Consider the following 24,989-nt stretch of genomic DNA (forward strand, 5'->3'; position numbering starts at 1 on the left):
TGATTTCATTGCGTGATGTGGGCGTAACCATCAGCGTAATAACCAATTAGCACCGCGGCGGCGAAGCGGTGAGAGGCTTTAAGAGGAACGAGAACCATGACAATTAATCTGCAAAAGCCGGACATTACCGAGCTGAAGCCTCGTATCACCGTGTTCGGTGTCGGTGGCGGCGGCGGCAACGCGGTCAACAACATGATCAATGCCGGTTTGCGCGGTGTAGATTTTGTTGTGGCAAACACTGACGCGCAGGCTTTGACGATGTCGAAGTCAGAACGCATGATCCAGCTCGGCGCAGCTGTCACCGAAGGTCTCGGTGCTGGTTCGCAGCCTGAAGTTGGTCGCGCAGCCGCTGAAGAATGCATCGACGAAATCGTCGATCACCTCAATGGCACGCATATGTGCTTCGTCACTGCCGGTATGGGCGGCGGCACCGGTACGGGTGCGGCTCCTGTTGTGGCACGTGCTGCACGCGAACGCGGTATCCTCACCGTTGGCGTCGTCACAAAGCCTTTCCATTTTGAAGGTGCTCGCCGCATGAAGACGGCTGAGCTCGGCATCGAAGAACTGCAGAAGAACGTCGATACGCTTATCGTCATTCCAAACCAGAACCTCTTCCGCATTGCCAACGACAAGACCACCTTCGCTGATGCTTTCGCAATGGCGGATCAGGTGCTCTATTCTGGTGTTGCCTGCATCACCGATCTGATGGTCAAGGAAGGCCTCATCAACCTCGACTTTGCTGACGTTCGCTCGGTTATGCGCGAAATGGGCAAGGCAATGATGGGCACTGGCGAAGCTTCGGGCGAAGGCCGTGCAATGGCTGCTGCTGAAGCTGCGATTGCTAACCCGCTGCTCGATGAAACCTCGATGCGCGGTGCAAAGGGTCTTCTCATCTCGATCACCGGTGGTCGCGATATGACTCTGTTTGAAGTTGATGAAGCTGCAACACGTATCCGTGAAGAAGTTGATCCTGAAGCCAACATTATCCTTGGCGCTACTTTTGATGAAGGCTTGGAAGGCGTTATTCGCGTCTCTGTTGTTGCCACTGGCATCGACAAGAAGATCGGAGACGCGGCGCCTGCGCCGCTGGAATTTCGCCAGCCGGTAAAACCAGTTGCCCAGCAGGCAAAGCCAATGGCTCCACATGGCATTCTTCGTCCTCCAGTAGCTGAACAGCCACGTCAGGTTGAACAGCCTGCGCCAGTTGCTCAGTCGATCGAAACTGAAATTCCAGTTGCACCAGTAGCGCCTGCCGCTTCTGCTGCTCCTGAGTTCCGTCCGCAGAGCCGCATTTTCCAGGCGCCTGCTGCTGAAAGCTTTGAACGCGCACCTGTTGCCCGTCCAGTCGCTCCACAGCCGCAGATGCATCACAATCAGGCAACTGCTCAGGCTATGCAGCCACAGGCTTATCAGCAGCCACAGCAGATGCACGCAGAACCGGCTCCTCAGCCACGTCCTGCTCCGCGTATGCCAGCTGTTTCGGATTTCCCACCTGTTGCACAGGCTGAAATCAATGCACGTCGTGCAGCGCCTCAGCAGCCTGTTCAGGAAGAACGCGGCCCAATGGGTCTGCTTTCCCGCCTGACACGTGGTCTGACCCGTCGTGAAGAAGAGCAGCCAGCAGCTCGCCTTGAGCCAGCTCAGCAGCGCGAACCTGCGATGCGTCAGCCAGAGCAGCGCCGTCCAATGCAGCAGGATGCTTCGATCTATGCACCGCGTCGCGGCCAGCTTGACGATCAGGGCCGTCCACAGCCACGTGCTGCTTCGGAAGAAGATCAGCTCGAAATTCCAGCGTTCCTGCGCCGTCAGTCAAACTGATAAGCAAGCGCTGTTAGAAATAAAAAGCCGCAGGGAATTCCCTGCGGCTTTTTTCATTGGCGCTTCGTTATATTTTGTAAGAAAGCGTGATTTTGATCGCTTCCCGGCAACTACTATTTGTAGCTAATGCTTACATATCTGTGGGCGATGTTTCTGCGTAGTGGTAGCTCATTTTTGCCATATCTCTTTTATTTAAGGGGCATGAAGAAAGCTTCGTTACGTTGATTGGTCAGCTGAAAAGACTTTGGCCGGACGCTACTTCGCGCTTTGATACAAGATAGATTGGACCCCGTTTTGAGCGTTTATCAAAAGACAATTGGCCGTGTTTTCACGTTGTCGGGCGTAGGTGTCCATGGTGGTACGAGTGCGTCGGCCACGTTTTTGCCAGCAGATGCTAATACGGGAATTATCTTCCGCCGTTCTGATGTTAAGGGTGCGCCGGATACGCGTGCGCATGCCTCCGAGATAGGTGCAACCGATCTCTGTACGGCTCTTGGACCGCAGGAAGCGCGAATCAATACAGTTGAGCATCTTATGGCTGCGATTGCCGCTCTGGGCATCGACAATCTTATTGTCGAAGTTGAAGGGCCGGAAGTTCCCATTCTGGATGGCACCTCTGCGCGTTTTATCGATGCATTTGATGAAGCTGGTATTGTGACGCAAGACGCCAAGCGTCGGTTCATTCGCATTCTCAAAACTGTGCGCGTGGAAGCTGGCGGATCGTGGGGTGAGTTTCAGCCCTATTCAGGTACGCGTTATGAAGTCGAAATCGATTTTGAATGCCCGCTGATTGGCCGTCAGAAATACGCGAATGACATCAATGAAGAGGCCTTCCGTAAAGACATCTCCACTGCACGTACTTTTGGCTTCATGAAAGATGTTGAACGGCTGTGGGCTGCTGGTTTGGCGCTTGGCTCTTCGCTTGATAACTCGCTTGTCATTGGCGACGATAATTCGGTGATCAACCCTGGTGGCCTGCGTTTTAAAGATGAGTTTGTGCGCCATAAGACACTGGATGCCGTGGGTGATCTGGCGCTCGCTGGGCTTCCATTCATTGGCTGCTTCCGGTCCTATCGCGGAGGTCACAGATTGAATGCTGAAACAGTAAAAGCGCTTCTTGCTGACAAATCGAATTACGATATTGTTGAAGCAAGTGGCGTTCGCCGCAATTCCGATAATTCAGATCTCGTGACCGTGCGCCCAAATATTTCGGCACCGTGGGCACTTTAACGGTGTGATACGAAGGACTTAGATTTTATGGCCATAATTGGGCCGTGATCGCCGGGTCATGTCTGCTATGAGTCGGTGTGTCGTATGTGAAGTGATAGCCAGACCTCTCCATTGGATGAGGATGTAGCAATTGTTTGCAAAGATAATGCCCTAGGCCGTTCTGAATATGCCATTTTCTGACGTTTGATCAGCTAGACGATTGCCGATTACGCCAGCATGTGGTTTATGAACGGCCAAAACAGCCTTGGCTATGTTTACCTTTGTGCTGATGCTGATGTATTGAGTTGGATGGAAATAAGCACAGATACGTCTGTTTGCTTACGCCCTTACTGAAAAGACGTTGCCAGATGGCCGGAGACCGCATGACGAGTTCGAATTTCCCGGTGAAGACGAAAACCGCGCTGATGGTCAGCGCTCTTGCCGTTTTTGTTCCGCTTGCGGGATGTGCCAGCAAAAACGACGATATCGATCTGACCAAATATGTTGAGACGATCGATCCGGCGGATAAGCTTTACAACGAAGGTCTTGCGAACCTTGATGCTGGTCGTCTGGGCGAAGCTGCGAAGAAGTTTGCTGCGGTAGACCGTCAGCACCCTTACACCGAATGGGCTCGCAAGTCGCTCGTCATGGCAGCCTTTACCAATTATCGTCAGGGCAATTACGAAGAAGCGATCAATATGGCGAAGCGTTACAATACGCTTTACCCAACATCGCCTGAATCGGCCTATGCCTACTACATCATCGGTCTGAGCTATTTCCGTCAGATTCCTGACGTGACCCGCGATCAGGCTGCAAGCCGCCGCGCTATTGCTGCGATGCAGGAAGTCGTCGATCGCTTCCCGAATTCCGAATATGTTGACGATGCCAAGACCAAAATCCGCGTTGCGCGCGACCAGCTCGCCGGCAAGGAAATGCAGGTTGGCCGTTACTATCTTGAGCGCAAGGAATATCTTGCAGCGATCAAGCGTTTCCGCCTGGTTGTAGAGCAATATTCCAACACCCGTCAGGTTGAAGAAGCACTGGCGCGTCTGGTCGAAGCCTATTATGCGCTTGGTCTGACGTCTGAAGCGCAGATGGCTGCATCGGTATTGGGCAAGAACTACCCGGATAGCCGCTGGTATAAGGATAGCTACAAGCTTCTGCAGAGCGGTGGTCTGGAGCCACGTGAAAACGGTGGTTCGTGGCTGGCCAAGGCTTCGTCGCTCATAACGGGCGGCAACTAAGCCGATACCTGCATGCTGTCGCACCTGTCGATCCGCGATATTGTTCTGATTGAAAGGCTCGACATCGAGTTCAAGACCGGCTTGTCCGTGCTTACGGGCGAGACAGGTGCCGGTAAATCCATCTTGCTTGATTCGTTGTCGCTCGCACTTGGTGCGCGCGGCGATGCTTCGCTGGTTCGTCATGGTGCGGATCAGGGGCAGGTCACTGCGGTGTTCGACGTGCCCGGTGGCCATCCGGCGCGTAAATTCTTAAGCGAAAATGGTTTTGATGATGACGGCGACGTCATCCTGCGCCGTCTCCAAATGGGTGACGGGCGCACTCGTGTTTTTATCAATGATCAGGCGGCAAGCGTTGCGTTGCTGCGCGAGCTTGGCAAGCGCCTCGTTGAAATTCACGGTCAGCATGATGATCGTGCGCTGATCGACACTGATCTTCATCGTACATTGCTGGATGCTTTTGGCGCTCTTGATACTGAGGCTCAGACTGTTCGCGAGCGCTATAAAGCATGGCGCGACGCTGAAAGCGCATTGTCGAAGCATCGTGCGCGTGTTGAACAGGCCGAGCGCGAAGGTGATTATCTGCGCTCGTCAGTCGAAGAACTGACCAAGCTTGATCCACAGCCGGGCGAAGAAGACGAACTCGCTGAACGCCGTGCGATCATGATGAAGTCGGAAAAGATCGCCGGTGATGTGAACGAAGCCGGTGAGCTTTTGTCAGGCAATGGTTCGCCTGTGCCGACGCTTGCAAGCCTCGTGCGTCGTCTTGAGCGTAAAATCCCGGAAGCACCGCATCTTCTTGAGCCTGTTTGTAAGGCAATTGATGAAGCACTCAATCACTTAGCACTCGCGCAGGATGGTATTGATCATGCGATGCGTGAGATCGATTTTGATCCACGAGTGCTTGAGCAAGTCGAAGAGCGCTTGTTTGCTCTCAGAGCCGCGGCGCGCAAATATTCTGTTGCTGTTGAAGGCCTGCCAGCTTTGCGCGACAAGATGGATGCCGACCTTGCTGATCTCGATGCGGGTGCAGAAAAGCTCATCAAGCTCGAAGCTCAAGCTACTGAAACACGCGTTTCTTATGATGCCGCTGCCAAGGTTCTGTCTGAACGCCGTACGGATACAGCTGAGCATCTTAAAGTCGCTGTTATGGCCGAACTTCCGGCGCTGAAGCTGGAGCGCGCTGAGTTCATCGTCGAAATGACGACGGATACCAATGCTCGCGCTGCTGAAGGTATTGATACAGTTGAATATTGGGTTCGGACCAATCCGGGTACGCGTGCTGGTCCGATGATGAAGGTTGCATCGGGTGGTGAACTTTCACGTTTTCTTTTGGCCCTGAAGGTGGCACTTGCTGATCGCGGTTCAGCCCCGACGCTTGTGTTCGATGAAATTGATACGGGTGTGGGCGGTGCGGTTGCTGACGCGATTGGTCAACGTCTTGCGCGCCTTTCGTCGCGTGTGCAGGTGCTTTCGGTGACGCATGCGCCGCAGGTGGCCGCGCGCGCATCAACGCATTTCCTGATTGCGAAATCTGCGACCAATGAAGATCGCATGTCCACGTCGATCCGTTCGATTGGTGTCGATGAGCGGCAAGAAGAAATCGCACGTATGTTGGCCGGTGCCAGCATAACCGATGAAGCACGTAAAGCGGCTGAGCGTTTGCTGGCTGAGAACAGCGCGCTCGTCTCCTGACAGAACGCTGTCAGTGTGACCATGTGTTCGTAACTGCGCGCGGCTGTATGCGCAGCCTCATTTCTTAGCTATGTTGAGCAAAATTGAATCAGCAGGTTTTGCCACGCATATGTCCGATATTTCCGTCGAAAAACTGACCGACCTTGAAGCCACCGCAGAATTGGAGCGGCTGGCGCGTGAAATTGCGCATCATGATGAGCTTTACCACGCCAATGATCGGCCTGAGATTTCGGATGCTGACTATGATGCGCTGAAGCGGCGCAATGATGCGATTGAAGAGCGGTTTCCGCATCTCGTTCGGCCTGACAGCTCGTCCTTGCGTGTTGGCACGGCACCTGTTTCCAAGTTCGCTCAGATTACGCATGCACGACCGATGTTGTCGCTTGGCAATGCGTTTTCAGATGAAGACGTGCAGGATTTTGTCGGTAGCGTGTATCGTTTTCTAGGCCAAATGCCGGATAATTCCATTGCGTTCACGGCAGAGCCGAAGATCGACGGGCTTTCCATGTCGATCCGCTATGAGAATGGCGTTCTGGTGAGTGCGGCCACGCGTGGTGATGGCACGACCGGCGAAAATGTGACGGCTAATATCCGCACCATTGGTGAAATTCCGAATAAGCTTCCGGCGGGTGTTCCAGCCATCGTTGAAGTGCGCGGCGAAGTTTACATGGCCAAGAGCGACTTTCTCGCGCTCAACGAGCAGATGGTGGCAGAAGGTAAGCAAACCTATGTCAACCCGCGCAACACGGCAGCAGGCTCACTGCGCCAGCTTGATGCGAAAGTAACCGCCAGTCGTAAGCTGAGGTTCTTCGCCTATGCCTGGGGTGAAATGTCTGAAATGCCTGCTGATACGCAGCATGGAATGGTCGAGGTGTTCCGCGAATGGGGGTTCCCGGTCAATCCGCTGACCAAGCGTTTGCAAAGTGCAGATGAATTGATCGCACATTATCGCGCCATTGGTCTTGAGCGTGCCAAGCTCGACTATGACATTGACGGCGTTGTCTACAAAGTGGATCGGCTTGATTTGCAAACGCGGCTTGGATTCCGCTCGCGTAGCCCGCGCTGGGCCATTGCGCACAAGTTCCCGGCTGAACAAGCAACGACCATTCTGCGCGGCATTGATATTCAGGTTGGACGTACGGGTGCGCTGACGCCGGTGGCGCGTCTTGAACCGATTACTGTTGGCGGCGTGGTTGTCACCAATGCAACGCTGCACAATGAAGATTACATTAAGGGCATTGGCCTGAAGGGTGAACGTATCCGCGAGGACGATCATGACATTCGTATCGGTGATACGGTGATCGTGCAGCGTGCCGGTGACGTTATTCCGCAGATTGTCGATGTTGTGCTGGAAAAGCGTCCTGCTGATGCTGTGTCTTTCAACTTCCCGCACGAGTGCCCGGTTTGTGGCAGCCATGCCGTGCGTGAAGAAGGCGAGGCGGTCTATCGTTGCACGGGCGGTCTGACCTGTGCTGCACAAGCGGTTGAGCGCATTCGCCATTTCGTTTCGCGCAACGCTTTCGACATTGAAGGTCTGGGCGAAAAGCAGGTCGAGTTTTTCTTCCATGCCGAAGATGACAGTCTGAAAATCAAATCACCTGCGGATATTTTTACGCTGCAAAAGCGACAGGAAGCATCGCTCTTCAAGAAGCTTGAAAACATCGACGGCTTTGGCGCGACTTCGGTAAAGAAGCTTTATGATGCGATTAATGACCGGCGTGAGATTGCGCTGCATCGCTTTCTGTTTGGTCTTGGTATCCGCCATGTCGGTGAAGTGAATGCCAAGCGCTTTGCCAAGGCTTATCTGACCTACGACAAGTTTGCTGAAGCGGCAACAACAGCTGTTTCGCCAAAAGAAGGCGACCGTACCGATAAGGGCAATGAAGCCTGGCAGGAACTGATTGCCGTTGAAGGCATTGGTGGGATTGTTGCGGAAGCCGTTGTCGATTTTTATGCCGAGCCGCATAATCAGGAAGTGCTGAACGCACTTTTGGCTGAGGTAAAGCCGCTGAATGAAGTGGCACGCGTGGCAACAGGGTCGCCCGTTGAAGGTAAGACTGTGGTGTTCACTGGTAGCCTTGAACGCATGTCGCGAGATGAGGCGAAAGCCATGGCTGAGCGTCACGGTGCCAAGACTGCGGGTTCGGTTTCCAAGAAGACCGATCTTGTGGTGGCTGGCCCGGGTGCTGGGTCGAAGCTTGCGAAGGCATCAGAGCTTGGCATCGAAGTGATCGATGAAGATACGTGGCTTGCACTCGTTGGAGAAGGCTGATGGCTCCGTTCAAAGGTTTTGGCGATAAGGCTATTCCGTTTCTCAAAGCGCTTGATTTTCATCAGAACCGCGAGTGGTTTGTCGAAAACAAAGACCTGTATGAAGAGCATCTGAAAGAGCCACTTGGCGATCTGATTGAGGAACTGACGGCGCGCTTCGAAAAAGCTGGATTGCCGTTCAAGGGTGATCGGGTGAAATCGCAGTTCCGCATAAAGCGGGACACGCGGTTTTCTCATGACAAAGCGCCTTATAATCGGCATTTGTCGGCGCTTCTCTCAAACTCAGGTGCGAAGTGGGACGAGAGCGGCTGCTTTTATGTCTGCATCGGTCTGCCGGGCATTCGCGATTGTTATGCCGGTGTGGCGTGGTGGGGGCCGAAGAAAGAGCTGCTGCAAGCTATCCGCGAGGCAATTACCGAAAAGCCAGACGAATATCGTGCGGTCGTGGCAAAGCTCAAGAAAAGTGGTTTGCAGATCAGCGATCACGAGCGACTGAAGCGGACCCCACGCGGTTTTGAAACCGTGACAGATGCTGATCTTCTTGAGGGCATTCGCAACCGACATTTTGCTGTGCGGATGGAACTTGACCCGGAGAGCATCACGCGCCCTGATCTTGCTGATCGGCTGGTCAAGTTTGCTGAGCAGTCCCGCCCGCTGATTGATTGGATCAAGAAGATTGAGGGCACGGTTCCGCAAGCATCAGAATAATTCATTTCAGTATCACTCGTTTTTATCAGTGATGCTGAAATGCTGCGCGTATATTCTAATAGTATGATTTTTATCGAAAATTGATTTCAACTTGGCCCGAAATTCTCTAAGCACTCCATGAGTGAGGAGTGCTAATCGTGGATCAGGGTTTTCGGCCAGCACCTGCGTCAGCAGGCAGCGAGTTCTGGGGTGGTGTTAAACGTGGCTTGCCTATCGTTGCAGCTGGTGCGCCGTTCGGTTTGTTGTTTGGTGCTGTTGCAATAGACAACGGATTTACCATTGCTGAAGCCATTTTTATGAGCGGAATGATCTACGCAGGCGCCAGTCAGATGGTAGGGCTGGATCTTTTCGGCCAGAATATAGCGCCATGGATGATTGTGCTGTCGATCTTTGCGGTCAATTTCCGGCATGTGCTTTATTCGGCAACCGTTGGGCGGCGTATCCGCCATTTCACATTCATGCAGAAGGCACTTGCGTTCTTTTTGCTGGTCGATCCGCAATATGCTGAAGTTGAAATTCGCGCAGAGGCGGGCCGCAAAATCAGCTTCGCATGGTATATGGGGCTTGGCCTCACGATCTATATCTGCTGGCTGATCGAGACGCTTATTGGTGCGCTGTTTGGCAATCTGATTTCCGATCCTTATGCGCTTGGGATCGACTTTCTGCTGCCAATCTATTTCCTAGGCATGGTGATGAGTTTTCGTCATCGCGAACACTGGTGGCCGGTTGTCATCGTCAGTGCTGTTTGTGCAGTGGCGGCTTACAAGTTTGTCGGTTCGCCTTGGCACGTGACGCTCGGCGCAATGGGTGGGGTTGTGTTGGCCGCTGTTCTCGCAAAACCGCAAAAAGGGGAGGCATAGACCATGTCCACGACGATCTGGATCATTCTTGCAGGTGCGCTGTGCACTTATCTTACCCGCTTTGGCGGACACCTGATTTTATCGCGTTTTGAGCGTGTGCATTATCGCGTTGAAGCAGCGCTGAATGCTGTGCCTGCGGCCGTTCTGACCGCAATTGTTGCAGCACCTGCGTCGGATCATGGCTGGCGCGAATTGCTGGTACTGGTCTTCTGCGTGTTGTTATCATTGCGGGTTAGCATGATGACGATGTTTTTTGCAGGCGCAGCGCTTTTGATCGCGCTGCGCCATTTCTTTCCGGTTTAAAGCGCAGCGGTTGCTGCTTCGAGCCACTTAGCCTGCGCCTCATCCAGGTGCGTGATAAGCTTATCACGCACGCTTGCATGATAGGCATTCAGCCAGTCCAGCTCTTCCTGCGTGAGCAGTGATTTGTCGATCAGGCGGCGGTCGATCGGGCAGAAGGTAAGCGTTTCAAAGCTCATCATCGGAAGCTCTCCGCCTGCTGGCACTTCTGCTTCTTTCACGATGATCAGGTTTTCAATGCGGATGCCGTAAGCGCCCGGCTTGTAATAGCCCGGTTCGTTGGAAAGGATCATGCCAGGCAAAAGCTCCTGCACGCCTTTCTTGGAAATGCTCTGCGGGCCTTCATGCACCGACAAATAGCTGCCGACGCCGTGGCCGGTGCCATGCGCATAGTCGAAACCTTGTTTCCACAACGCGATGCGTGCCAGCACATCAATGTCCTGTCCGCGTGTGCCTTTGGGGAAGCGTGCGGTGGTGATCGCGATCATGCCCTTCAGCACAAGCGTGAAAGAGCGGATGGTTTCAGGCGTGATGGTGCCGACTGCAACTGTGCGCGTGATATCCGTCGTGCCATCGCGATACTGAGCGCCGGAATCGATCAGATAAAGCTCGCCATCGTTAAGCTTGCGGTTTGTATCGGTGTTGACGCGATAATGGATGATTGCGCCGTCCGGGCCTGCGCCGGAGATCGAATCAAACGAAATGTCTTCAAGCGGCATCTGGAAATCGTGGCCAGCCTTGTCGCGGCTTTGTTCCAGCTTTTGCGCTGCTGAGATTTCATCAACTGTGCCGGGCTTTTCGCCATCAAGCCATGACAGGAAATTGACCATGGCGACGCCATCACGTTCATGTGCTGCGCGGGAACCGTCAAGCTCTGCCTTGTTTTTGATGGCGCGAGGCAAGCGGGCAGGGTCTTTGCCATGAATGACGTGACCGCCAGCGGCTTCTACCGCCAGACGAATCTTTTCCGCAGCTAGCGCTGGATCGAGCAGAATGGTTTCGCCTTCTGCTGCGCGCGCACTCAAATGACCTTCAAGCTTTGCGGGTTCACAGAGTTTCGCAAGCTGCGTGAGGTAGGCGCGGGGTTCTATGGCAAGCTTGCGCTCGTCGATGAACAGTTCCGGCTCACCCTCTGCCGGGATGATGGCAAAGCTCAGGGGCAGAGGCGTGTTGGAGACATCCTTGCCACGAATATTGAACACCCAGGCAACCGATGAAGGGTCGGTCAGTACGGTTGCGCTTGCACCTGTTGCTGCTACGGCCTTTTGTATTTCCTTGATCTTGTCTTCAGCCTCGTGGCCCGAGAAACGGGCTGGCTGAATTGTGACCGGCGCAAGTGGCGCTTCCGGCTGATCATCCCAGATGAGATCAACCAGATTATGTGCAACCGGCACCAGCTTTCCGCCCTGATTTTCCAAAGCGTCGCGCAGGGCGGATGCTTCGGAAATCGTATGCAGCCACGGATCAAAGCCAATTGTCAGGCCTTTACCATTTTCGGCGAGCCAGCTTGCAGGCGGATTGGTGACGAGGCTTTCATAAGAAAACACATTACCATCCGTCTGATTGCGAACCTGCAACTCATAGCGGCCATCGATGAAGACGAAAGCCTTATCCTTGAGGACCAGTGCTGCACCCGCCGAACCGGTAAAACCTGTGAGCCAGCCAAGGCGCTGTGCACGTGGCGGCACATATTCGCCCTGATGCTCATCAGCACGCGGAACGAGAAAGCCGTCGAGCCCCTGTTCGGCAAGCTTCTCGCGCAGTTTGGCAACGCGTGGTGCACCATTGGCCGGATCGGTGGTTACATCAAAAGTCTGAAAAGCCATGAGCGTAACTCGCAATAAATAATGGAAAGCTATTACTTCAGGTGAATCGTGACCCAGCCTTCGCGGTGGAAGGTTTTCTGATGGGTTAGCCCCTGTGCCTGATAAGCGGCAAGCACCATGTCATGCTGGCTGTCGAGAATGCCGGAAAGGATGATTGAGCCGCTCGGTGCCAGATGTGATTTCAGTGCCGGTGCAAGTTCCATCAGCGGATTCGCGAGAATATTGGCGACGATCAGATCAAACGGTGTGTAGGAACGGAAGATCGCATGATCAAAGCCTTCGGCAGTTGCCGTGACGACATGTTCACTTACACCGTTAAGGACGGTGTTTTCAGCGGCAACCGTAACGGCGATTGGATCGATATCAGTAGCGAGAACCGGGATTGGCGCAAGCTTGGCAATGGCAATGGCCAGAACAGCTGAGCCGGTACCGAGATCAAGCGCATTGGTTGGATGCTCGCGCTCGACAACTTCCTCGATCATTTCGAGGCAACCCGAAGTGGTGCCATGATGGCCGGTGCCGAAAGCAAGGCCAGCATCAATCAAAATCGGAATATCATCGGCTTGCAGCTTGTCGCTATCATGCGAGCCATGCACGAAAAAGCGCCCGGCACGAACAGGTTTCAGGACTGAGAGCGAGTGTGTGACCCAGTCGATGTCTGGCAGCTCTTCAGTTTCAAATTTGCCAGCACCCACCAGAGCGTCGATACGCGCTGCAAGTTCCTCGGCTCCATCTTCGGTATAGACGGAAACTTCGAAAATCTGACGGTCTTCATCGATTTCGGTAATCGCAATCGGGAAGGCCTCATCCTCGAATGCTTGCTCGATGATGTCATAGATTCGTTCGGCTTCCGTCTTGTCAGCCGAAAAGAAGAGTCGTGATTGGGGCATGGATAATAAGCTCTCAAATCGAATTGGAAGCTTTGTTTACCCGTTTGTGCGGCCTTTGGCCAGATTCTTCAACTTTTCCATAGCAGTATCTGGGTTCTCCTGATAGGCGATGGTCCCACGGAAGCGGCCGCCCTTGTCGAGAAGGAAAACTGAAGCCGTGTGATCCATTGTATATTCGCCGTCTTCGGTCAGAACCTTCTTGGCGTAGATGTGGTAGGACTTCACCATGTCCGCAACGTTTTCAGGTGTTCCGGTCACGCCGATGATGCGGTCCGACACGTTGCTTACATAGGTTTTCATGATTTCCTGTGTGTCGCGTTCTGGGTCCACAGAAATGAAATAAGCTTTAATATCAGATGCTTCTGGTCCAAGCTGTTTGAAGTAGCCGTCCAGTTCGTAAAGCGTGGTGGGGCACACATCAGGGCAATGGGTGAAACCAAAGAAAACCACGGAAGGTGTGTCGCGCAGTTCTTTTTCAGTGAAAGGCTTGCCATCCATGGACACGAGATTGAACGGACCGCCGAAAGGCTGATCGGCGGAATTACGATCACGGATCATATTGAAGCCCGCAGCGCCAACTATCACAATGATGAAGGCGAAGATAAAGATGGGCAGGAATTTTTTCATGTCCGGTCAGCCTTGAATTTTGTTTTGCATTTATCGCAGATAAGCGCGCTATTTAGTGTTTACATCGTTATGCAATAGGAAAGCGCTTATTTAACGAGCGCATCTTATGTTGAAACGATAGATCCAGTCTAGCAGAGTACAAAGATTTCAGAAAGTTTTGAAATGACGCAGGGCGAAGACCTTCGTTTCCAGAATAGTGAACCGCGCATTCATTCGACCGCACAGCTGAAAAGCTCCAAGTTGGGACGCTATGCCGATATTGGTGAGCGTGTAATCCTGCGCGAAGTGACGGTCGGTGATTTCACCTATTTAGAGCGCAACAGTGAAGGCATTTACGCTGAGATTGGTAAGTTCTGCTCGATTGCTTCCAATGTGCGGATCAATGCACTTGAGCATCCGATGGAACGGCTGACGACCCATAAGGTGGGCTATCGTCCGAATGAATATTTTCGCTATCTGGGCGTGGACGGTGCGTTCCGTGAAAGGCGACAGGCCAAACGCGTGACAATCGGTAATGATGTCTGGATTGGCCATGGCGCTGTAATTACGCCCGGCGTCAATATTGGTCATGGCGCCGTGATCGGCGCGAATGCTGTGGTGACCAAAGATGTTGCGCCCTATCATGTTGTCGGCGGTGTGCCAGCTCGTATTATCCGCAAGCGCTTTGATGATGCCATCATAGATCGATTGCTGGCTCTATGCTGGTGGGACTGGCCGGTAGAAAAGCTTTATGATGCAATTCCTGATATTCAGACGCTTGAAATCGACGCGTTTTTGGAAAAATGGGGCGGTTGAGGCTTGTTCTCTTGCAATGCCTGATTTGCTACTCCACCTTTCAGACAGAAGTTGCTGGAGAGATCGAATGTCAAAGATGAACAGGTTCGTGGGATTGCTTGTCGCGCCAATGTTGCTGCTCGGCGCTTCTGCCGCTGTATCGGCAGAAGAAGTTGGCAAGGTCGGTGTTGACTGGCTCGGCAATGATATTGCGATTGATGCGGTTCAGGATCCGAAGGTGCAGGGCGTGACCTGCTATCTGGCATCTTTTTCGCGCGGAGTTATCGACCGTTTGCAGAAGGGCAACTGGTTTGAAAACCCGTCCAACGCATCGATTTCCTGCGAGCAGTCCGGGCCCATTACCATTGGCGACATTAAGCTTGGTAAGGGTGGTGAGCGGGTCTTCGCTGAGCGCACCAGTCTGATCTGGAAGAAGCTGGTTATCACCCGCATCTATGACCAGAAGAACAATACGCTTCTTTATCTCGCCCATGCGACACAGGTTCAGGATGGCTCGGCTAAGACATCACTATCGACCATTCCGCTCTTCAAAGGCGATGTGACCTGGGAAAAAGGAAAGCCGGAGTAAACTCCGGCTTTTTATCTTAAAAAATCAAGCGCGCTGGACGAAACTATCGAGAACGCGTTTTTGTCCGGCCTTGTCGAAGTCGATGGTCAGCTTATTGCCATCGATAGTCGAGATTGTTCCATTGCCGAATTTGATGTGGAATACACGGTCGCCGACGAAATAGGCGGATGGCTTATCGGTTGTCGATTTTGCAACCAGTTCGCCGTCAATCGTGCGCCCTTTTATCGAGCCGCGACCCGCACCAAAGCCGGAATCAGTTTCGCCATAGCCGACGCGTTCGACATTTGCACCGGAGCGTGAGCCCCAATTGTTACGCGTTGCATCGGAGCGGTTTTGTTGCGCGCGCTGCCAGCCGGGCGTTGCATAGGAGTTTTCAAACGGGTCAGCCTTGTCGAAGCGCGATTGTCCGTAACCGCTATTGCCATAGCCGCCGTAATTGCCTTCCATTTCCGCCACTTCGACATGCGTTTCTGGAAGCTCTTCCAGAAAGCGTGAAGGAATGGTCGACTGCCACATGCCATGGATGCGGCGGTTGGAAACAAACCAGATATGCAGGTTCTTTTTCGCACGCGTCACGCCGACATAAGCGAGGCGGCGTTCTTCTTCGAGACCGGAGCGACCACCTTCATCAAGTGCACGCTGATGCGGAAACAGGCCTTCTTCCCAGCCGGGCAAGAAGACGGTTTCAAACTCAAGCCCCTTCGCAGAATGGAGCGTCATAATGTTGACCGCATCCATATCGGTATTTTGCTCAGCATCCATGACGAGCGCGATGTGCTCGAGGAAGCTGCGTAGGCTCTCATAGTCCTCCATGGAACGGATCAGTTCCTTGAGGTTTTCAAGGCGTCCCGGTGCTTCTGCCGATTTGTCGTTCTGCCACATGGAAGTGTAGCCCGACTCATCAAGAATGGTTTCTGCGAGTTCTGTATGTGGGGTGTTGTCGAGAAGCGTTTGCCAGCGACGGAAGTTATTGACCACTTCGCGCAGCGCTGAACGTGGTTTTGGTTTCAGCTCTTCGGTTTCCACCAGATCACAAGCGGCTGCGAACATCGAGATGTCGCGCGCGCGTGCATAGTCGTGGATCAGGCGAATTGCCGCTTCACCAAGGCCACGCTTTGGCGTGTTGATGATGCGCTCTAACGCCAGATCGTCTGCAGGCTGGGCCACAACACGCAAATAGGCCATGGCATCGCGGATTTCGAGGCGTTCATAGAAGCGTGGTCCGCCGATAACCCGATAGTTGAGGCCAAGCGTCACAAAGCGATCTTCAAACTCGCGCATCTGGAAAGAAGCGCGCACGAGGATCGCCATATTGTTGAGCATATGCCCTTGGCGCTGCGCCTGTTCGATTGCTTCGCCAACGGCACGGGCTTCTTCTTCCGAATCCCATGCCGCATGGATTTTGACTTTTGGATCGTCAGGATTCGGCGCTTCGGTGAAAAGCGTTTTGCCGAGACGACCTTCGTTGTGGGCAATCAGATGTGCTGCCGTGCCAAGAATATGCGCTGTCGAACGATAATTACGCTCAAGCTTGATCACAACTGCGCCCGGAAAATCCTTGTCGAAGCGGAGGATATTGTCCACTTCCGCACCGCGCCAGCCATAGATCGACTGATCGTCATCGCCCACGCAGCACAAGTTAACTTTATTGTCGCTCACGCCTGCTGAAGTCTGCCGACCATCGGCCGGGACTGGAGCCGTGCTTTTCGATTGTGGCCTTTGAGCAAGCAGGCGTAGCCACATATATTGGGCCGTATTGGTGTCTTGATACTCGTCCACCAAGATATAACGGAACTTCGCGTGGTATTCGCGCAGAATGTCTGGGTTGTTGCGGAAGATACGGATCGGGTGCAGCAGAAGGTCGCCGAAGTCGCAGGCGTTCAACGTGCGCAAGCGTTCCTGATAGGCCTGATAAAGCTCGCGGCCCTTGCCGTTGCCAAACGAACGCGCGTCACCTTCGGGGATATCAGCCGGGCCAAAGCCCTTGTTTTTCCAGCCATCAATCATGTTCGCAAAAGTGCGAGGCGGCCAGCGCTTGTCGTCGAGACCTTCAGCCTGAATAAGCTGCTTGATGAGACGGATGACGTCATCTGTATCAAGAATGGTGAAATCAGACGTGAGATGCACCAGTTCTGCATGTTTGCGCAGCAGTTTCACGCCAATTGAGTGGAACGTGCCAAGCCAAGGCATGCCCTCAACAGCACCGCCGACCAGATGGCCTATACGTTCTTTCATTTCGCGCGCGGCCTTGTTGGTAAAGGTCACAGCGAGAATTTGGCTTGGATAGGCGAGGCCGGTCGTTACAATATGCGCGATGCGGGTGGTAAGAACACGGGTCTTGCCGGTGCCCGCACCTGCAAGAACCAATACCGGGCCTTCGGTGGTCAAAACGGCCTGACGCTGCTCAGGGTTGAGGCCTTTTAAATAATCGGGTTCGCCACGCTGCTGGTTGCGTGCTGCCATGGCGCGTGCGGCAATTCCGCCAGTCGCAGCAGGTGCGCGGTCGGCAGGAGTTTCATTGCCGAAGAACGGCATATCATCGGGAAAATCAGACATTGCTACCGAATGTAGTGATTCGTTGATCAAAAACCAGCGAAAGCGTTAAATTACTCAAGCTGTGAGATGCGACGGTCGGTGAAATTGAGCCGTTGCGAAGCAAGTGCTTCGACAAGGCCGCGCATTTCCGGCTCTCGTTGCAGCAGCTCATCAAGCTCTGTCATCTGGTTCATGGCGATCAGGCGCAGAATATCGTCGCGGATCGTGTCATCTTCCCGGCGCGGCAAATGCGCAACCGGCTGGATGAGTTCAAGCTTTGTGCCCTTAAGACGCGCACGCAGGCTTTTTTCGTCTGCATCTGCAGTTTCAACGAAGGCATAGAGGCCGACGCCTTTGGCGGGCAGTGAATAAAGCGCGAGCGCTACGTCTTTCACACGCGGGTCTGATTTCAGCGCAGCCATGATGGCCGGGCCTTCATTGTCGATACGGTCGCCCGTACCTTCACCATCGGACCAGCTGAAAATGCCACGGGTGATGAAGTTATAAACCTTCTTGCCCGTAGCGAGCCAAATGCGTGACGGCAGCGAACGACGCGCCAGAATACGCTTTTCCGTCGGTGTCATCAGATCGGGCGCAAAGGCGCGCTTTTGCTTGATGAGGTGGCGGAAATCTTCATAGGCGAGCAAGCGATAAAATCCGCCACGACGGCGATGCACACTTGCCAGCTGAAAATCGATAACCGCTGCTTCGCCTTCCGGCGTCATCAGCCAGTTTTGTGGCTTGGCCAGATCGTTGTGGGTAACGCCCATGCGACGCATATCACGCAGAATGCGATGCGCGGTGCGATACCATTTGAGCTGCGCCGGACGCGCAAGATGCAGCGGTGTGCCTTCCGTCCATGAACGATAGAGGCCGTCTTTGTCGGTATAGAGAAGCTGTGGAACACCTTCGATGCCGCGCACGGTTTTCAGGCCGCGAATTTCGCGTCGCGCCAGAATCCATGCCAGAGGCTTCGACCACCAAGGGGCTGCACTCACCACGCGGCGGATAATTCTTGTCTCGGGATCGCCCGCAAAATAGCCTGCGCGTGTTTCGGAAAAAACATCGCGTTTGAAAACTGCGGTCTCCACAAATTGCGGTATGCGGTCGCCTTGTGCGGGTACATCAATATTTGGGTTCTGAGCCATGCAGTTCCACTAGCCGCTTGCGCTCAATCAATCAAGTTTGATGGTGGTGTTCAACGGTTGCAATCATGTGAATGAGGGCGCAAAAGAACACAATAATTGTTTTGGGAATAGTTTTGGGGAGAAAGCGGATCATGGCGCAAAGCGACGATATCAAGCAGATAATCCGACAGGAACAGGCGCTTATTTTCACAAACTTTACGGAGAATGATGCGTTTTCCCTCGGTCATCGGCTACGCGATATTGCGGTGAAACAGAAGCTGGCGGTTGCGATTGATATTTCGCTCTGGGATCGCCGTTTGTTTTTTGCAGCCACGGCTGGAACGACCGCTGACAATACCGAATGGCTGCGGCGTAAGTTTAATGTCGTGCGTCGCTTTCACGCTTCGAGCTATCGCCTTGTTCTGGAACAAAACCGCGAAGATAAAATGTTTGCGGAACATAAGGCGCTTGATGTTGCCGATTATGCTTTGGCGGGTGGTGGATTTCCGATCCATGTCGCAGGTGCCGGTGTAATTGGAACGGCGATTGTTTCGGGCCTTCCGCAGCGTGAAGATCATAACCTTGTCGTGCGTGCCATTGCCGAACATTTGGGCCAGGATCCTGTCGCGCTGGCCTTAGCCGCAGCATAATTTGAAATACGGAGAATAAACGATGTCGCTTCAGAATGTGGTTGCCCTTCAGCGTAATGAAGAGGGCATTGCAGCCGCAGTTGCACTCCTCAAGCAGCGGTTTGGTGAACGCGCGCAGACCGGACAGGCAATCCGCGAGCAACATGGTCACACGACGACTTATGTGCCGACGCAGGCGCCCGACATTGTTATTTTTGCGCAAACGACTGACGATGTGCAGGATGTGGTCCGTATCTGTGCCGAGCATAAGGTGCCGGTGATAGCTTTTGGCGCGGGTTCCTCGCTGGAGGGGCAGGTGAATGCACCAGCGGGCGGCGTGTCGATTGATCTCACACAGATGAACCGTGTGCTGGCAGTTCATGCAGAAGACCTTGATTGTGTGATTGAGCCGGGAATTACGCGGCGCGAATTGAACGAATATTTGCGCGATACCGGGCTGTTTTTCCCAATCGATCCGGGTGCGAATGCGACCCTTGGCGGCATGGCCTCAACGCGAGCGTCTGGCACCAATGCCGTGCGCTATGGGACAATGCGCGAGAATGTTTTGGCGCTGAAAGCTATCATGCCCGACGGTCGCCTGATCGAGACGTCCAAACGTGTGAAGAAGACAGCCGCTGGCTATGATTTGACACGGTTGCTGATCGGTTCTGAAGGCACGCTTGGTATCATCACTGAGCTGACTTTAAAATTGCAGGGTATCCCGCAAGCTGTATCGGGTGGGATTTGCCCCTTCCCGGATGTTGAATCGGCCTGTCGTGCGGTGATTGAAACCATCCAGATGGGCATACCCGTTGCGCGTATTGAGCTTGTGAACAAGCTTCAGATGGAAGCGCTGATCCTGCATTCGAAGTTGCCTTATGAGGCGCAGCCTTATCTGTTTGTCGAGTTCCATGGCACCGAAACCGGCGTTGCCGAGCAGGCGGAAATCTTTGGCGAGATCGCTGCGGAAAATGGTGGCGGCGAGTTCCGCTGGACCAATGATCCGGAAGAACGCGACCGCTTGTGGCGTGCGCGGCATGATGCATATCTGGCATCCTTCCTTTTGCGTCCCGGTGCGAAGGGTGTTTCGACTGATGTTTGCGTGCCGATTTCACGGCTTGCTGATTGCATTTCGGAGACTGAAAAAGACCTAGCTGAAAGCGGGTTGATTGCTCCTGTCGTTGGCCATGTCGGAGACGGTAATTTCCATTTGCTGCTTTTGCTCGATACGGACAACACATCGGAAATGGAGCGCGCCGAAGAGTTTATGGATCGACTGGTAAAGCGTGCGCTTGCCATGGAAGGCACCTGTACAGGCGAACATGGTATCGGGCAGGGCAAGATGAAATATCTCGCCATGGAGCTTGGCGACGCGACCGACTACATGCGGATGATCAAGAAAGCGATCGATCCAGATAACATCATGAATCCGGGAAAAATCCTGATTTCCTGATTCAAATCAGTCTTTTGAATCGTCTTTTTAAGAAGGCGATTCAATGTCGCGGGTGAATCAGCGATTGCGCAGGCAATTTGCCTTGTTATCGCCGGATCGATCCCGCTATGTTGCACCGATAAAAATCGCGTGATTCAAGATTTGCATCACGCTCTGCATATTATCGGAGTTTCGCTTGGGCCGCATATTCGTCATCGTGGGTGGGTTGCTGGTGCTGCTTTTGACCGCAGCGCTGGTCGTTCCGCCATTTGTCGACTGGAGTGGCTATCGTGCCGAGTTCGAGCGCGAGGCAAGCCAGATTCTCGGGCGTCCGGTTCATGTGACAGGTGATGTCAGCGCCAGGCTTTTGCCGTTTCCATCTGTGACATTTTCTGATGTGCGGGTTGGTGCAGACAATGCAAATCCGGTGATGACCGTCGACAGGTTTTCGATGGATGCGGAACTGATGCCGTTTTTGCGCGGCCAGTTGCTGATTTTTGATATGCGCGTTGAGCGCCCCAATACGATTATTTCGCTCGACAAGAATGGCAAGGTTGATTGGGCCATTCGTCCCTCCACTCCACTTGATCCAGCACAGATCAAAGTCGAGCGTCTCTCAATTACGGATGGCACGGCGACCCTCATCGATGAAGCGAGCGGACGTGTTCATAATGCCAGCGATATAGATGCGGTTCTTTCTGCTAATAGTCTTGCAGGGCCGTGGATTGCCAACGGTACTTTGGAAGTTGAAGGACAGAAGCTGGCGCTTGATCTTACGAGCGGCGAAGCCAAGCCGGACGGTTCTCTGCGCCTTCGTGTGCGCATATCGCCCGAAGCTGTGCCTGCGTCGTTTGAGACCGATGGTGATATTACGCTTGATGATGGTCGCCTGAACTATGCTGGCAGCTTTTCACTCCGTTCTGCTGATGCGATTGCATCGGTTGCCAAGAACCAGAAAACACCCATTGAGAAGCCATTTTTCAGCGACCTCCGTGTCAGTGGCAAGTTTTCGGCAAACAAAAGCCATTTCGATGCCAGCGAGTTTCGCATGGAGCAGGGGCCAGCCGACAATCCCTATGTGGTGAACGGCAAGGCACTCATTGATTACGGAGATAAGCCACATTTTGAAATCAGCGCTGATGGCCAACAGATTTTCTGGGGTCCGGTAGAGACGACACAGGATCAGCAGCCAGCACCCGTCGCCGACGGCGAACGCCTTGAGACGTTACGGCGTATGCTTGAGCAATTGCCGATCCCCGGAATGCCCGGCAATGTTGATTTGCGGCTGCCTGCGGTAATAGCCGGTGGCACAACTATTCGTTCCGTGACGATCAGTGCGGAGCCTGATGGCAATGGCTGGAATATCGGTCAGTTTGAAGCCGATCTGCCGGGCCGTACAAAGATTGAGGCCAAAGGCAGGCTTTCGGTCGGGCGAGATTTCGGCTTTGAAGGCGATATGCTGGTTGCGTCACGCCAGCCATCCGGGCTTGCAGCATGGCTGAACGAGACTGTCGATGAATCCATTCGTAAACTCGATAGCGTGGGCTTTTCAGGCAAGGTGAATTTGCGTGAAGGCATGCAGAGTATTGATAATCTTGAAGTCGGGATGGGCCAAACGACGCTGAAAGGTACATTCCTGCGGCAAGTCGCTGGTTCTGCCGAACCAGCGATTACGTTGCGGTTGCAGGGTGGATCAGTTGATAGCAACGCGCTCCGCGCATTTACCGGCTTTTTCTCAGGTGGTCATGGCATTGCTTCACTTGATGGACAGGCGCTTGATATTGGTTTCACCGCTGGCCCTGTTCAATATGAAGATATGGAAGCGGCAAGTGTTGATCTTGCTGTTCGTATTCATAATGGCCGTTTTGATTTTGACCGTTTGATGGTCAATGATGTTGCAGGCACGACGCTGACCGCAACAGGTACCTATGAGCCTTTTGCTGCAACGCCGTCAGGCAAGCTTGATGCGACTTTGCTTTCCGCTGATCTGTCGCATTTTCTGACACTCGCTGCGCATAGGCATCCGCAAGTTCCATTTTTCCGTTCGCTTTCAGCGCGAGCAGATAATTATCCCGGTCTATTTGAGGATACGGAGATAAATATCATTGCTAATGCCGTAGCACCTACCGGCAATGGTGTAGTTGCTGCGCCGGTTGCGGGAAGTACCAAAGGATCACGCGCTAAGGAAGTGCCCACAAAAACACCTGCAAAGGGTGGCGAGGCATCGTTTAGTGTGACGGGCAAAGCAGGCGGTATGAAGCTTGACCTGTCCGGCACGACCAGCGGCGGAAGCGCTGAAAACGATCCCATGCAAATGCAGCTCAATGGAACTGCGTCTTCCACCAATGGCGAGACGGTTCTGGCTTTGTTGGGTGTTCCGACATTGCCGCTGGGACTTGCTGGTGAATTGACGGCTGATCTTACCATGCAGGGCGCGCCGAGTGCTGGTATGCGAACGCAACTCAGGCTGACTGCGCCTGACGGTACGGCTGTTGCGGATGGTATTTTGTCGATGGTTGGCGGTGATATTGCTGCGAGCGGCAAGGCTCAGGTGAAATCTGCTGATCTGCAACCGTTTATCGCGACAGCGGGTTATACGCTTCCGGGATTTGGCGAAGGACTGTCTGCTGATTTGTCGAGTGATTTCCAGTTTGCCAAAGGTTTGCTTCGATTCCCGAATTTCGCGGGTAAGCTTGGTGGCGAAGATATCTCCGCCCGTCTTGAAGCGAACTTCTCAGACAGTGGACTTCCTCAGTTCAAAGGTGAGGCAAAGCTGAACTCTGTTGAACTTGGCAGCCTTGCAGCGATCATGCTTGGTCAGGATGCACTTGAGCCGTCTTCGCCGCGTAAGGCTTCTATTTGGCCAAGTACACCATTTGCAACACGCCCATCTTTGCCCCTGCTGATGGATATGAAGCTGACAGCATCGCAAGCACATATGGATGGCTTTGGAACCGTAAGTGATTTTTCCACGCGCGTTCAGAAGAATATGGACGGGCTGGCGCTCAATGAGCTAACCGGAAACTGGGCTGGCGGGTATCTGGTTGGCAATGTTTCTCTACGCAACAACGATAAAACTGCGCTGCTGTCTTCTGATCTTAAATGGAGTGGTGCGCGACTTGAAGATTTCTATCATTCTTCGACGGGCAGCAGCCCATTGAACGGACCGATCAAAGCTGCTCTGACTTTGAATGGTAGCGGCTCGAATGTCGCCGAACTGGTTGCGTCTCTTGCGGGTTCAGGCAGCGTTGATGTTGAGAATCTCGTCATTAATGGCCTCGATCAGACGGCCTTTCCGGCAATGTTGACTGAGGCTGATGGCCTGGGCGATCAGCCCGCGGGTGCCACGCAGCTGGATGCGAAGGCGTTTGGCGCATTGACCGATAAAGCAATTGGTCAGGGTCGGTTTGCGGTTGGTAATCCGCGTTTTGATTTCACGGTTGCAGGGGGCATTGCACGACTTTCGCCAATCAGTCTTGCAACGGGAGACGCAACATTGAGCGGCGATATGCAGCTTAATCTGTCTACGTTGGGTCTCAGTGGTGAGGGCAGTTTCGCATATGAGCAAGCGGATGATGCGCAGCCTTCTACGACACCAAGCCTTCGTTACACTATCGGCGGAACTTATGACGATCCCACGGTTCAATTTGATAGGCAGCCGCTGGTTCAGTTTCTGACGCAGCGCGCATTGGAGCGTGAGCAGGAACGGGTCGAAGCGATGCAGGCGAGCATAATGGAAAAGCAGCGGCTGAGACGCCAGCTGGACCTGCTGGCTTCTGATGCCAAAGAGCGAGAGCGTGTGCGTCTTGAGGAAGAGGCTCGCAAAAAAGCAGGGGCTGAGGCTCGTGAACAGGCTGCCAGAAATGCATTGGAAGCACAGAAGCCAGCCGAGGGAAGCAATCCACCTGCGCAATTAAATGGGCAGGGCGGTCAGTCACTCAATGAGTTTTTGAAAGATCTGGAGCAGGCGCCAAATGTTGTGCCGAATTCTCAGCCTTGAGACTGAATTTTCGATTTTAGCCAGTCGAGGATATAGAGCCTGAGAGCGGAAGAGAGATTGACGCTGCGTTCGCGCTGTCCGTCAATCTCTGTTACGAGCGATGCGACAGACACTTGCCGCGTGTTTGCTATCTCTTCAAGCAACTCGAAAAAAGGGTCTTCAAGCGTATAGCTTGTTGCATGACCACGAATACTCACAGAGCGCTTTTTGAGCCGTCCTGTAATGCTGACGGAGCCGCTCACTCTTCAGCCTTCGGCTTGTTAATTGGCTCAAGCTTATTGTTTTTGAGAAAACTATTGGCTTTACGCGTTTCTTCTTTTGCGAAGCTTCTTTCGGCTTTTGTCCTGCCAAACAGAATGCGGTTCTGATCAGCTTGTTCTTCCCGCGAGGCACGCGCCTTGTTTTTTTTGAACTGGCGCAGATTGATAATTTCACTCATGAATGCCTGCCATGAATAT

The 24,989-nt window shown here is 53.4% G+C and carries 20 protein-coding genes; 13 read left to right on the forward strand and 7 right to left on the reverse strand.

What is annotated here, in order from left to right; translation table 11 throughout:
• The first annotated feature begins 96 nt into the window (after positions 1-96).
• The 8 genes from ftsZ (at position 97) to J2782_RS01530 (ending at position 10,105) form a co-directional block, all read left to right on the forward strand.
• On the forward strand, positions 97-1,818 hold the full coding sequence (gene ftsZ, locus J2782_RS01495) for a cell division protein FtsZ (protein WP_310009832.1): 1,722 nt from the start codon (positions 97-99) through the stop codon (positions 1,816-1,818).
• Positions 1,819-2,112: 294 nt separating this feature from the next.
• Positions 2,113-3,048, forward strand: coding sequence for a UDP-3-O-acyl-N-acetylglucosamine deacetylase (gene lpxC / locus J2782_RS01500; RefSeq protein WP_310009834.1), 936 nt, complete (start codon positions 2,113-2,115; stop codon positions 3,046-3,048).
• Positions 3,049-3,410: 362 nt separating this feature from the next.
• Positions 3,411-4,271 (forward strand): outer membrane protein assembly factor BamD, encoded by an 861-nt coding sequence (locus J2782_RS01505; RefSeq protein WP_310009835.1) that lies wholly within the window; start codon positions 3,411-3,413, stop codon positions 4,269-4,271.
• Positions 4,272-4,283: 12 nt separating this feature from the next.
• Complete coding sequence (gene recN, locus J2782_RS01510; protein WP_310009837.1) at positions 4,284-5,963, forward strand: DNA repair protein RecN; 1,680 nt, start codon at positions 4,284-4,286, stop codon at positions 5,961-5,963.
• A gap of 109 nt (positions 5,964-6,072) precedes the next feature.
• Positions 6,073-8,235, forward strand: coding sequence for an NAD-dependent DNA ligase LigA (ligA, locus tag J2782_RS01515; RefSeq protein WP_310009838.1), 2,163 nt, complete (start codon positions 6,073-6,075; stop codon positions 8,233-8,235).
• Positions 8,235-8,942: a DUF2461 domain-containing protein gene (locus J2782_RS01520; RefSeq protein ID WP_310009839.1), complete on the forward strand. Its 708-nt coding sequence runs from the start codon at positions 8,235-8,237 to the stop codon at positions 8,940-8,942. Before ligA ends, J2782_RS01520 begins: the two co-directional genes overlap by 1 nt.
• A 137-nt stretch (positions 8,943-9,079) precedes the next feature.
• Positions 9,080-9,802 (forward strand): AzlC family ABC transporter permease, encoded by a 723-nt coding sequence (locus J2782_RS01525; RefSeq protein WP_310009840.1) that lies wholly within the window; start codon positions 9,080-9,082, stop codon positions 9,800-9,802.
• 3 nt (positions 9,803-9,805) lie between these two features.
• Positions 9,806-10,105 carry an AzlD family protein gene (locus tag J2782_RS01530; RefSeq protein ID WP_250038865.1) on the forward strand — a complete coding sequence of 100 codons (300 nt, stop codon included), beginning with the start codon at positions 9,806-9,808 and terminating at the stop codon, positions 10,103-10,105.
• Here J2782_RS01530 and J2782_RS01535 read toward each other — a convergent pair.
• Genes J2782_RS01535 through J2782_RS01545 form a run of 3 tightly spaced genes read right to left on the reverse strand, consistent with a single transcriptional unit; the run spans position 10,102 to position 13,445 of the window.
• The gene (locus tag J2782_RS01535) at positions 10,102-11,928 is read right to left on the reverse strand and encodes an aminopeptidase P family protein (RefSeq protein WP_310009841.1); all 1,827 of its coding nucleotides are present in this window, start codon (positions 11,926-11,928) and stop codon (positions 10,102-10,104) included. The genes J2782_RS01530 and J2782_RS01535 overlap by 4 nt on opposite strands.
• Before the next feature lie 32 nt (positions 11,929-11,960).
• On the reverse strand, positions 11,961-12,818 hold the full coding sequence (locus tag J2782_RS01540) for a 50S ribosomal protein L11 methyltransferase (protein WP_310009842.1): 858 nt from the start codon (positions 12,816-12,818) through the stop codon (positions 11,961-11,963).
• A 36-nt stretch (positions 12,819-12,854) separates the two neighbouring features.
• On the reverse strand, positions 12,855-13,445 hold the full coding sequence (locus tag J2782_RS01545) for an SCO family protein (protein ID WP_310009843.1): 591 nt from the start codon (positions 13,443-13,445) through the stop codon (positions 12,855-12,857).
• A 162-nt stretch (positions 13,446-13,607) separates the two neighbouring features.
• On the opposite strand from J2782_RS01545, the gene J2782_RS01550 reads away from it, so the two are divergent.
• Both J2782_RS01550 and J2782_RS01555 read left to right on the forward strand, forming a co-directional pair.
• Positions 13,608-14,240 (forward strand): DapH/DapD/GlmU-related protein, encoded by a 633-nt coding sequence (locus J2782_RS01550; protein ID WP_310009844.1) that lies wholly within the window; start codon positions 13,608-13,610, stop codon positions 14,238-14,240.
• A gap of 67 nt (positions 14,241-14,307) precedes the next feature.
• Positions 14,308-14,808, forward strand: coding sequence for a CreA family protein (locus tag J2782_RS01555; RefSeq protein ID WP_310009846.1), 501 nt, complete (start codon positions 14,308-14,310; stop codon positions 14,806-14,808).
• A 24-nt stretch (positions 14,809-14,832) separates the two neighbouring features.
• Here J2782_RS01555 and J2782_RS01560 read toward each other — a convergent pair whose 3' ends face one another.
• Both J2782_RS01560 and J2782_RS01565 read right to left on the reverse strand, forming a co-directional pair.
• Entirely contained in the window at positions 14,833-17,364 is a 2,532-nt protein-coding gene (locus J2782_RS01560) for an ATP-dependent helicase (protein WP_310009848.1), read from the reverse strand.
• Positions 17,365-17,414: 50 nt separating this feature from the next.
• A complete protein-coding gene (locus J2782_RS01565) occupies positions 17,415-18,491 on the reverse strand; it encodes a serine/threonine protein kinase (protein ID WP_310009849.1) in 1,077 nt (358 codons plus the stop codon).
• A 131-nt stretch (positions 18,492-18,622) separates the two neighbouring features.
• On the opposite strand from J2782_RS01565, the gene J2782_RS01570 reads away from it, so the two are divergent.
• From J2782_RS01570 to J2782_RS01580, 3 genes are all read left to right on the forward strand, one after another.
• Complete coding sequence (locus tag J2782_RS01570; RefSeq protein ID WP_310009850.1) at positions 18,623-19,120, forward strand: heme-degrading domain-containing protein; 498 nt, start codon at positions 18,623-18,625, stop codon at positions 19,118-19,120.
• 22 nt (positions 19,121-19,142) lie between these two features.
• Positions 19,143-20,552, forward strand: a complete 1,410-nt coding sequence (locus tag J2782_RS01575) for an FAD-binding oxidoreductase (protein WP_310009852.1) — start codon at positions 19,143-19,145, stop codon at positions 20,550-20,552.
• Positions 20,553-20,727: 175 nt separating this feature from the next.
• Positions 20,728-24,531 (forward strand): AsmA family protein, encoded by a 3,804-nt coding sequence (locus J2782_RS01580; RefSeq protein ID WP_310009854.1) that lies wholly within the window; start codon positions 20,728-20,730, stop codon positions 24,529-24,531.
• Here the strand turns inward: J2782_RS01580 and J2782_RS01585 are convergent.
• Both J2782_RS01585 and J2782_RS01590 read right to left on the reverse strand, forming a co-directional pair.
• Positions 24,522-24,773 (reverse strand): ribbon-helix-helix domain-containing protein, encoded by a 252-nt coding sequence (locus J2782_RS01585; protein WP_310009856.1) that lies wholly within the window; start codon positions 24,771-24,773, stop codon positions 24,522-24,524. The genes J2782_RS01580 and J2782_RS01585 overlap by 10 nt on opposite strands.
• Positions 24,770-24,970: a DUF4169 family protein gene (locus tag J2782_RS01590; protein WP_310009857.1), complete on the reverse strand. Its 201-nt coding sequence runs from the start codon at positions 24,968-24,970 to the stop codon at positions 24,770-24,772. The genes J2782_RS01585 and J2782_RS01590 overlap by 4 nt, the downstream gene beginning before the upstream one ends.
• Between the last annotated feature and the right edge of the window lie 19 nt (positions 24,971-24,989).

This window comes from Brucella pseudogrignonensis (assembly GCF_031454375.1).
GTDB lineage: Bacteria > Pseudomonadota > Alphaproteobacteria > Rhizobiales > Rhizobiaceae > Brucella > Brucella pseudogrignonensis_A.

Excerpts from the sequence above, each read along its gene's own strand:
- J2782_RS01590 (WP_310009857.1), bottom strand. The coding sequence starts at position 24,970 with ATGAGTGAAATTATCAATCTGCGCCAGTTCAAAAAAAACAAGGCGCGT.
- J2782_RS01545 (WP_310009843.1), bottom strand. The coding sequence starts at position 13,445 with ATGAAAAAATTCCTGCCCATCTTTATCTTCGCCTTCATCATTGTGATA.
- J2782_RS01565 (WP_310009849.1), bottom strand. The coding sequence starts at position 18,491 with ATGGCTCAGAACCCAAATATTGATGTACCCGCACAAGGCGACCGCATA.
- J2782_RS01535 (WP_310009841.1), bottom strand. The coding sequence starts at position 11,928 with ATGGCTTTTCAGACTTTTGATGTAACCACCGATCCGGCCAATGGTGCA.
- ftsZ (WP_310009832.1), top strand. The coding sequence starts at position 97 with ATGACAATTAATCTGCAAAAGCCGGACATTACCGAGCTGAAGCCTCGT.
- J2782_RS01540 (WP_310009842.1), bottom strand. The coding sequence starts at position 12,818 with ATGCCCCAATCACGACTCTTCTTTTCGGCTGACAAGACGGAAGCCGAA.
- J2782_RS01550 (WP_310009844.1), top strand. The coding sequence starts at position 13,608 with ATGACGCAGGGCGAAGACCTTCGTTTCCAGAATAGTGAACCGCGCATT.
- ligA (WP_310009838.1), top strand. The coding sequence starts at position 6,073 with ATGTCCGATATTTCCGTCGAAAAACTGACCGACCTTGAAGCCACCGCA.
- J2782_RS01575 (WP_310009852.1), top strand. The coding sequence starts at position 19,143 with ATGTCGCTTCAGAATGTGGTTGCCCTTCAGCGTAATGAAGAGGGCATT.
- J2782_RS01555 (WP_310009846.1), top strand. The coding sequence starts at position 14,308 with ATGTCAAAGATGAACAGGTTCGTGGGATTGCTTGTCGCGCCAATGTTG.
- J2782_RS01505 (WP_310009835.1), top strand. The coding sequence starts at position 3,411 with ATGACGAGTTCGAATTTCCCGGTGAAGACGAAAACCGCGCTGATGGTC.
- J2782_RS01560 (WP_310009848.1), bottom strand. The coding sequence starts at position 17,364 with ATGTCTGATTTTCCCGATGATATGCCGTTCTTCGGCAATGAAACTCCT.
- J2782_RS01570 (WP_310009850.1), top strand. The coding sequence starts at position 18,623 with ATGGCGCAAAGCGACGATATCAAGCAGATAATCCGACAGGAACAGGCG.
- J2782_RS01520 (WP_310009839.1), top strand. The coding sequence starts at position 8,235 with ATGGCTCCGTTCAAAGGTTTTGGCGATAAGGCTATTCCGTTTCTCAAA.
- J2782_RS01530 (WP_250038865.1), top strand. The coding sequence starts at position 9,806 with ATGTCCACGACGATCTGGATCATTCTTGCAGGTGCGCTGTGCACTTAT.
- recN (WP_310009837.1), top strand. The coding sequence starts at position 4,284 with ATGCTGTCGCACCTGTCGATCCGCGATATTGTTCTGATTGAAAGGCTC.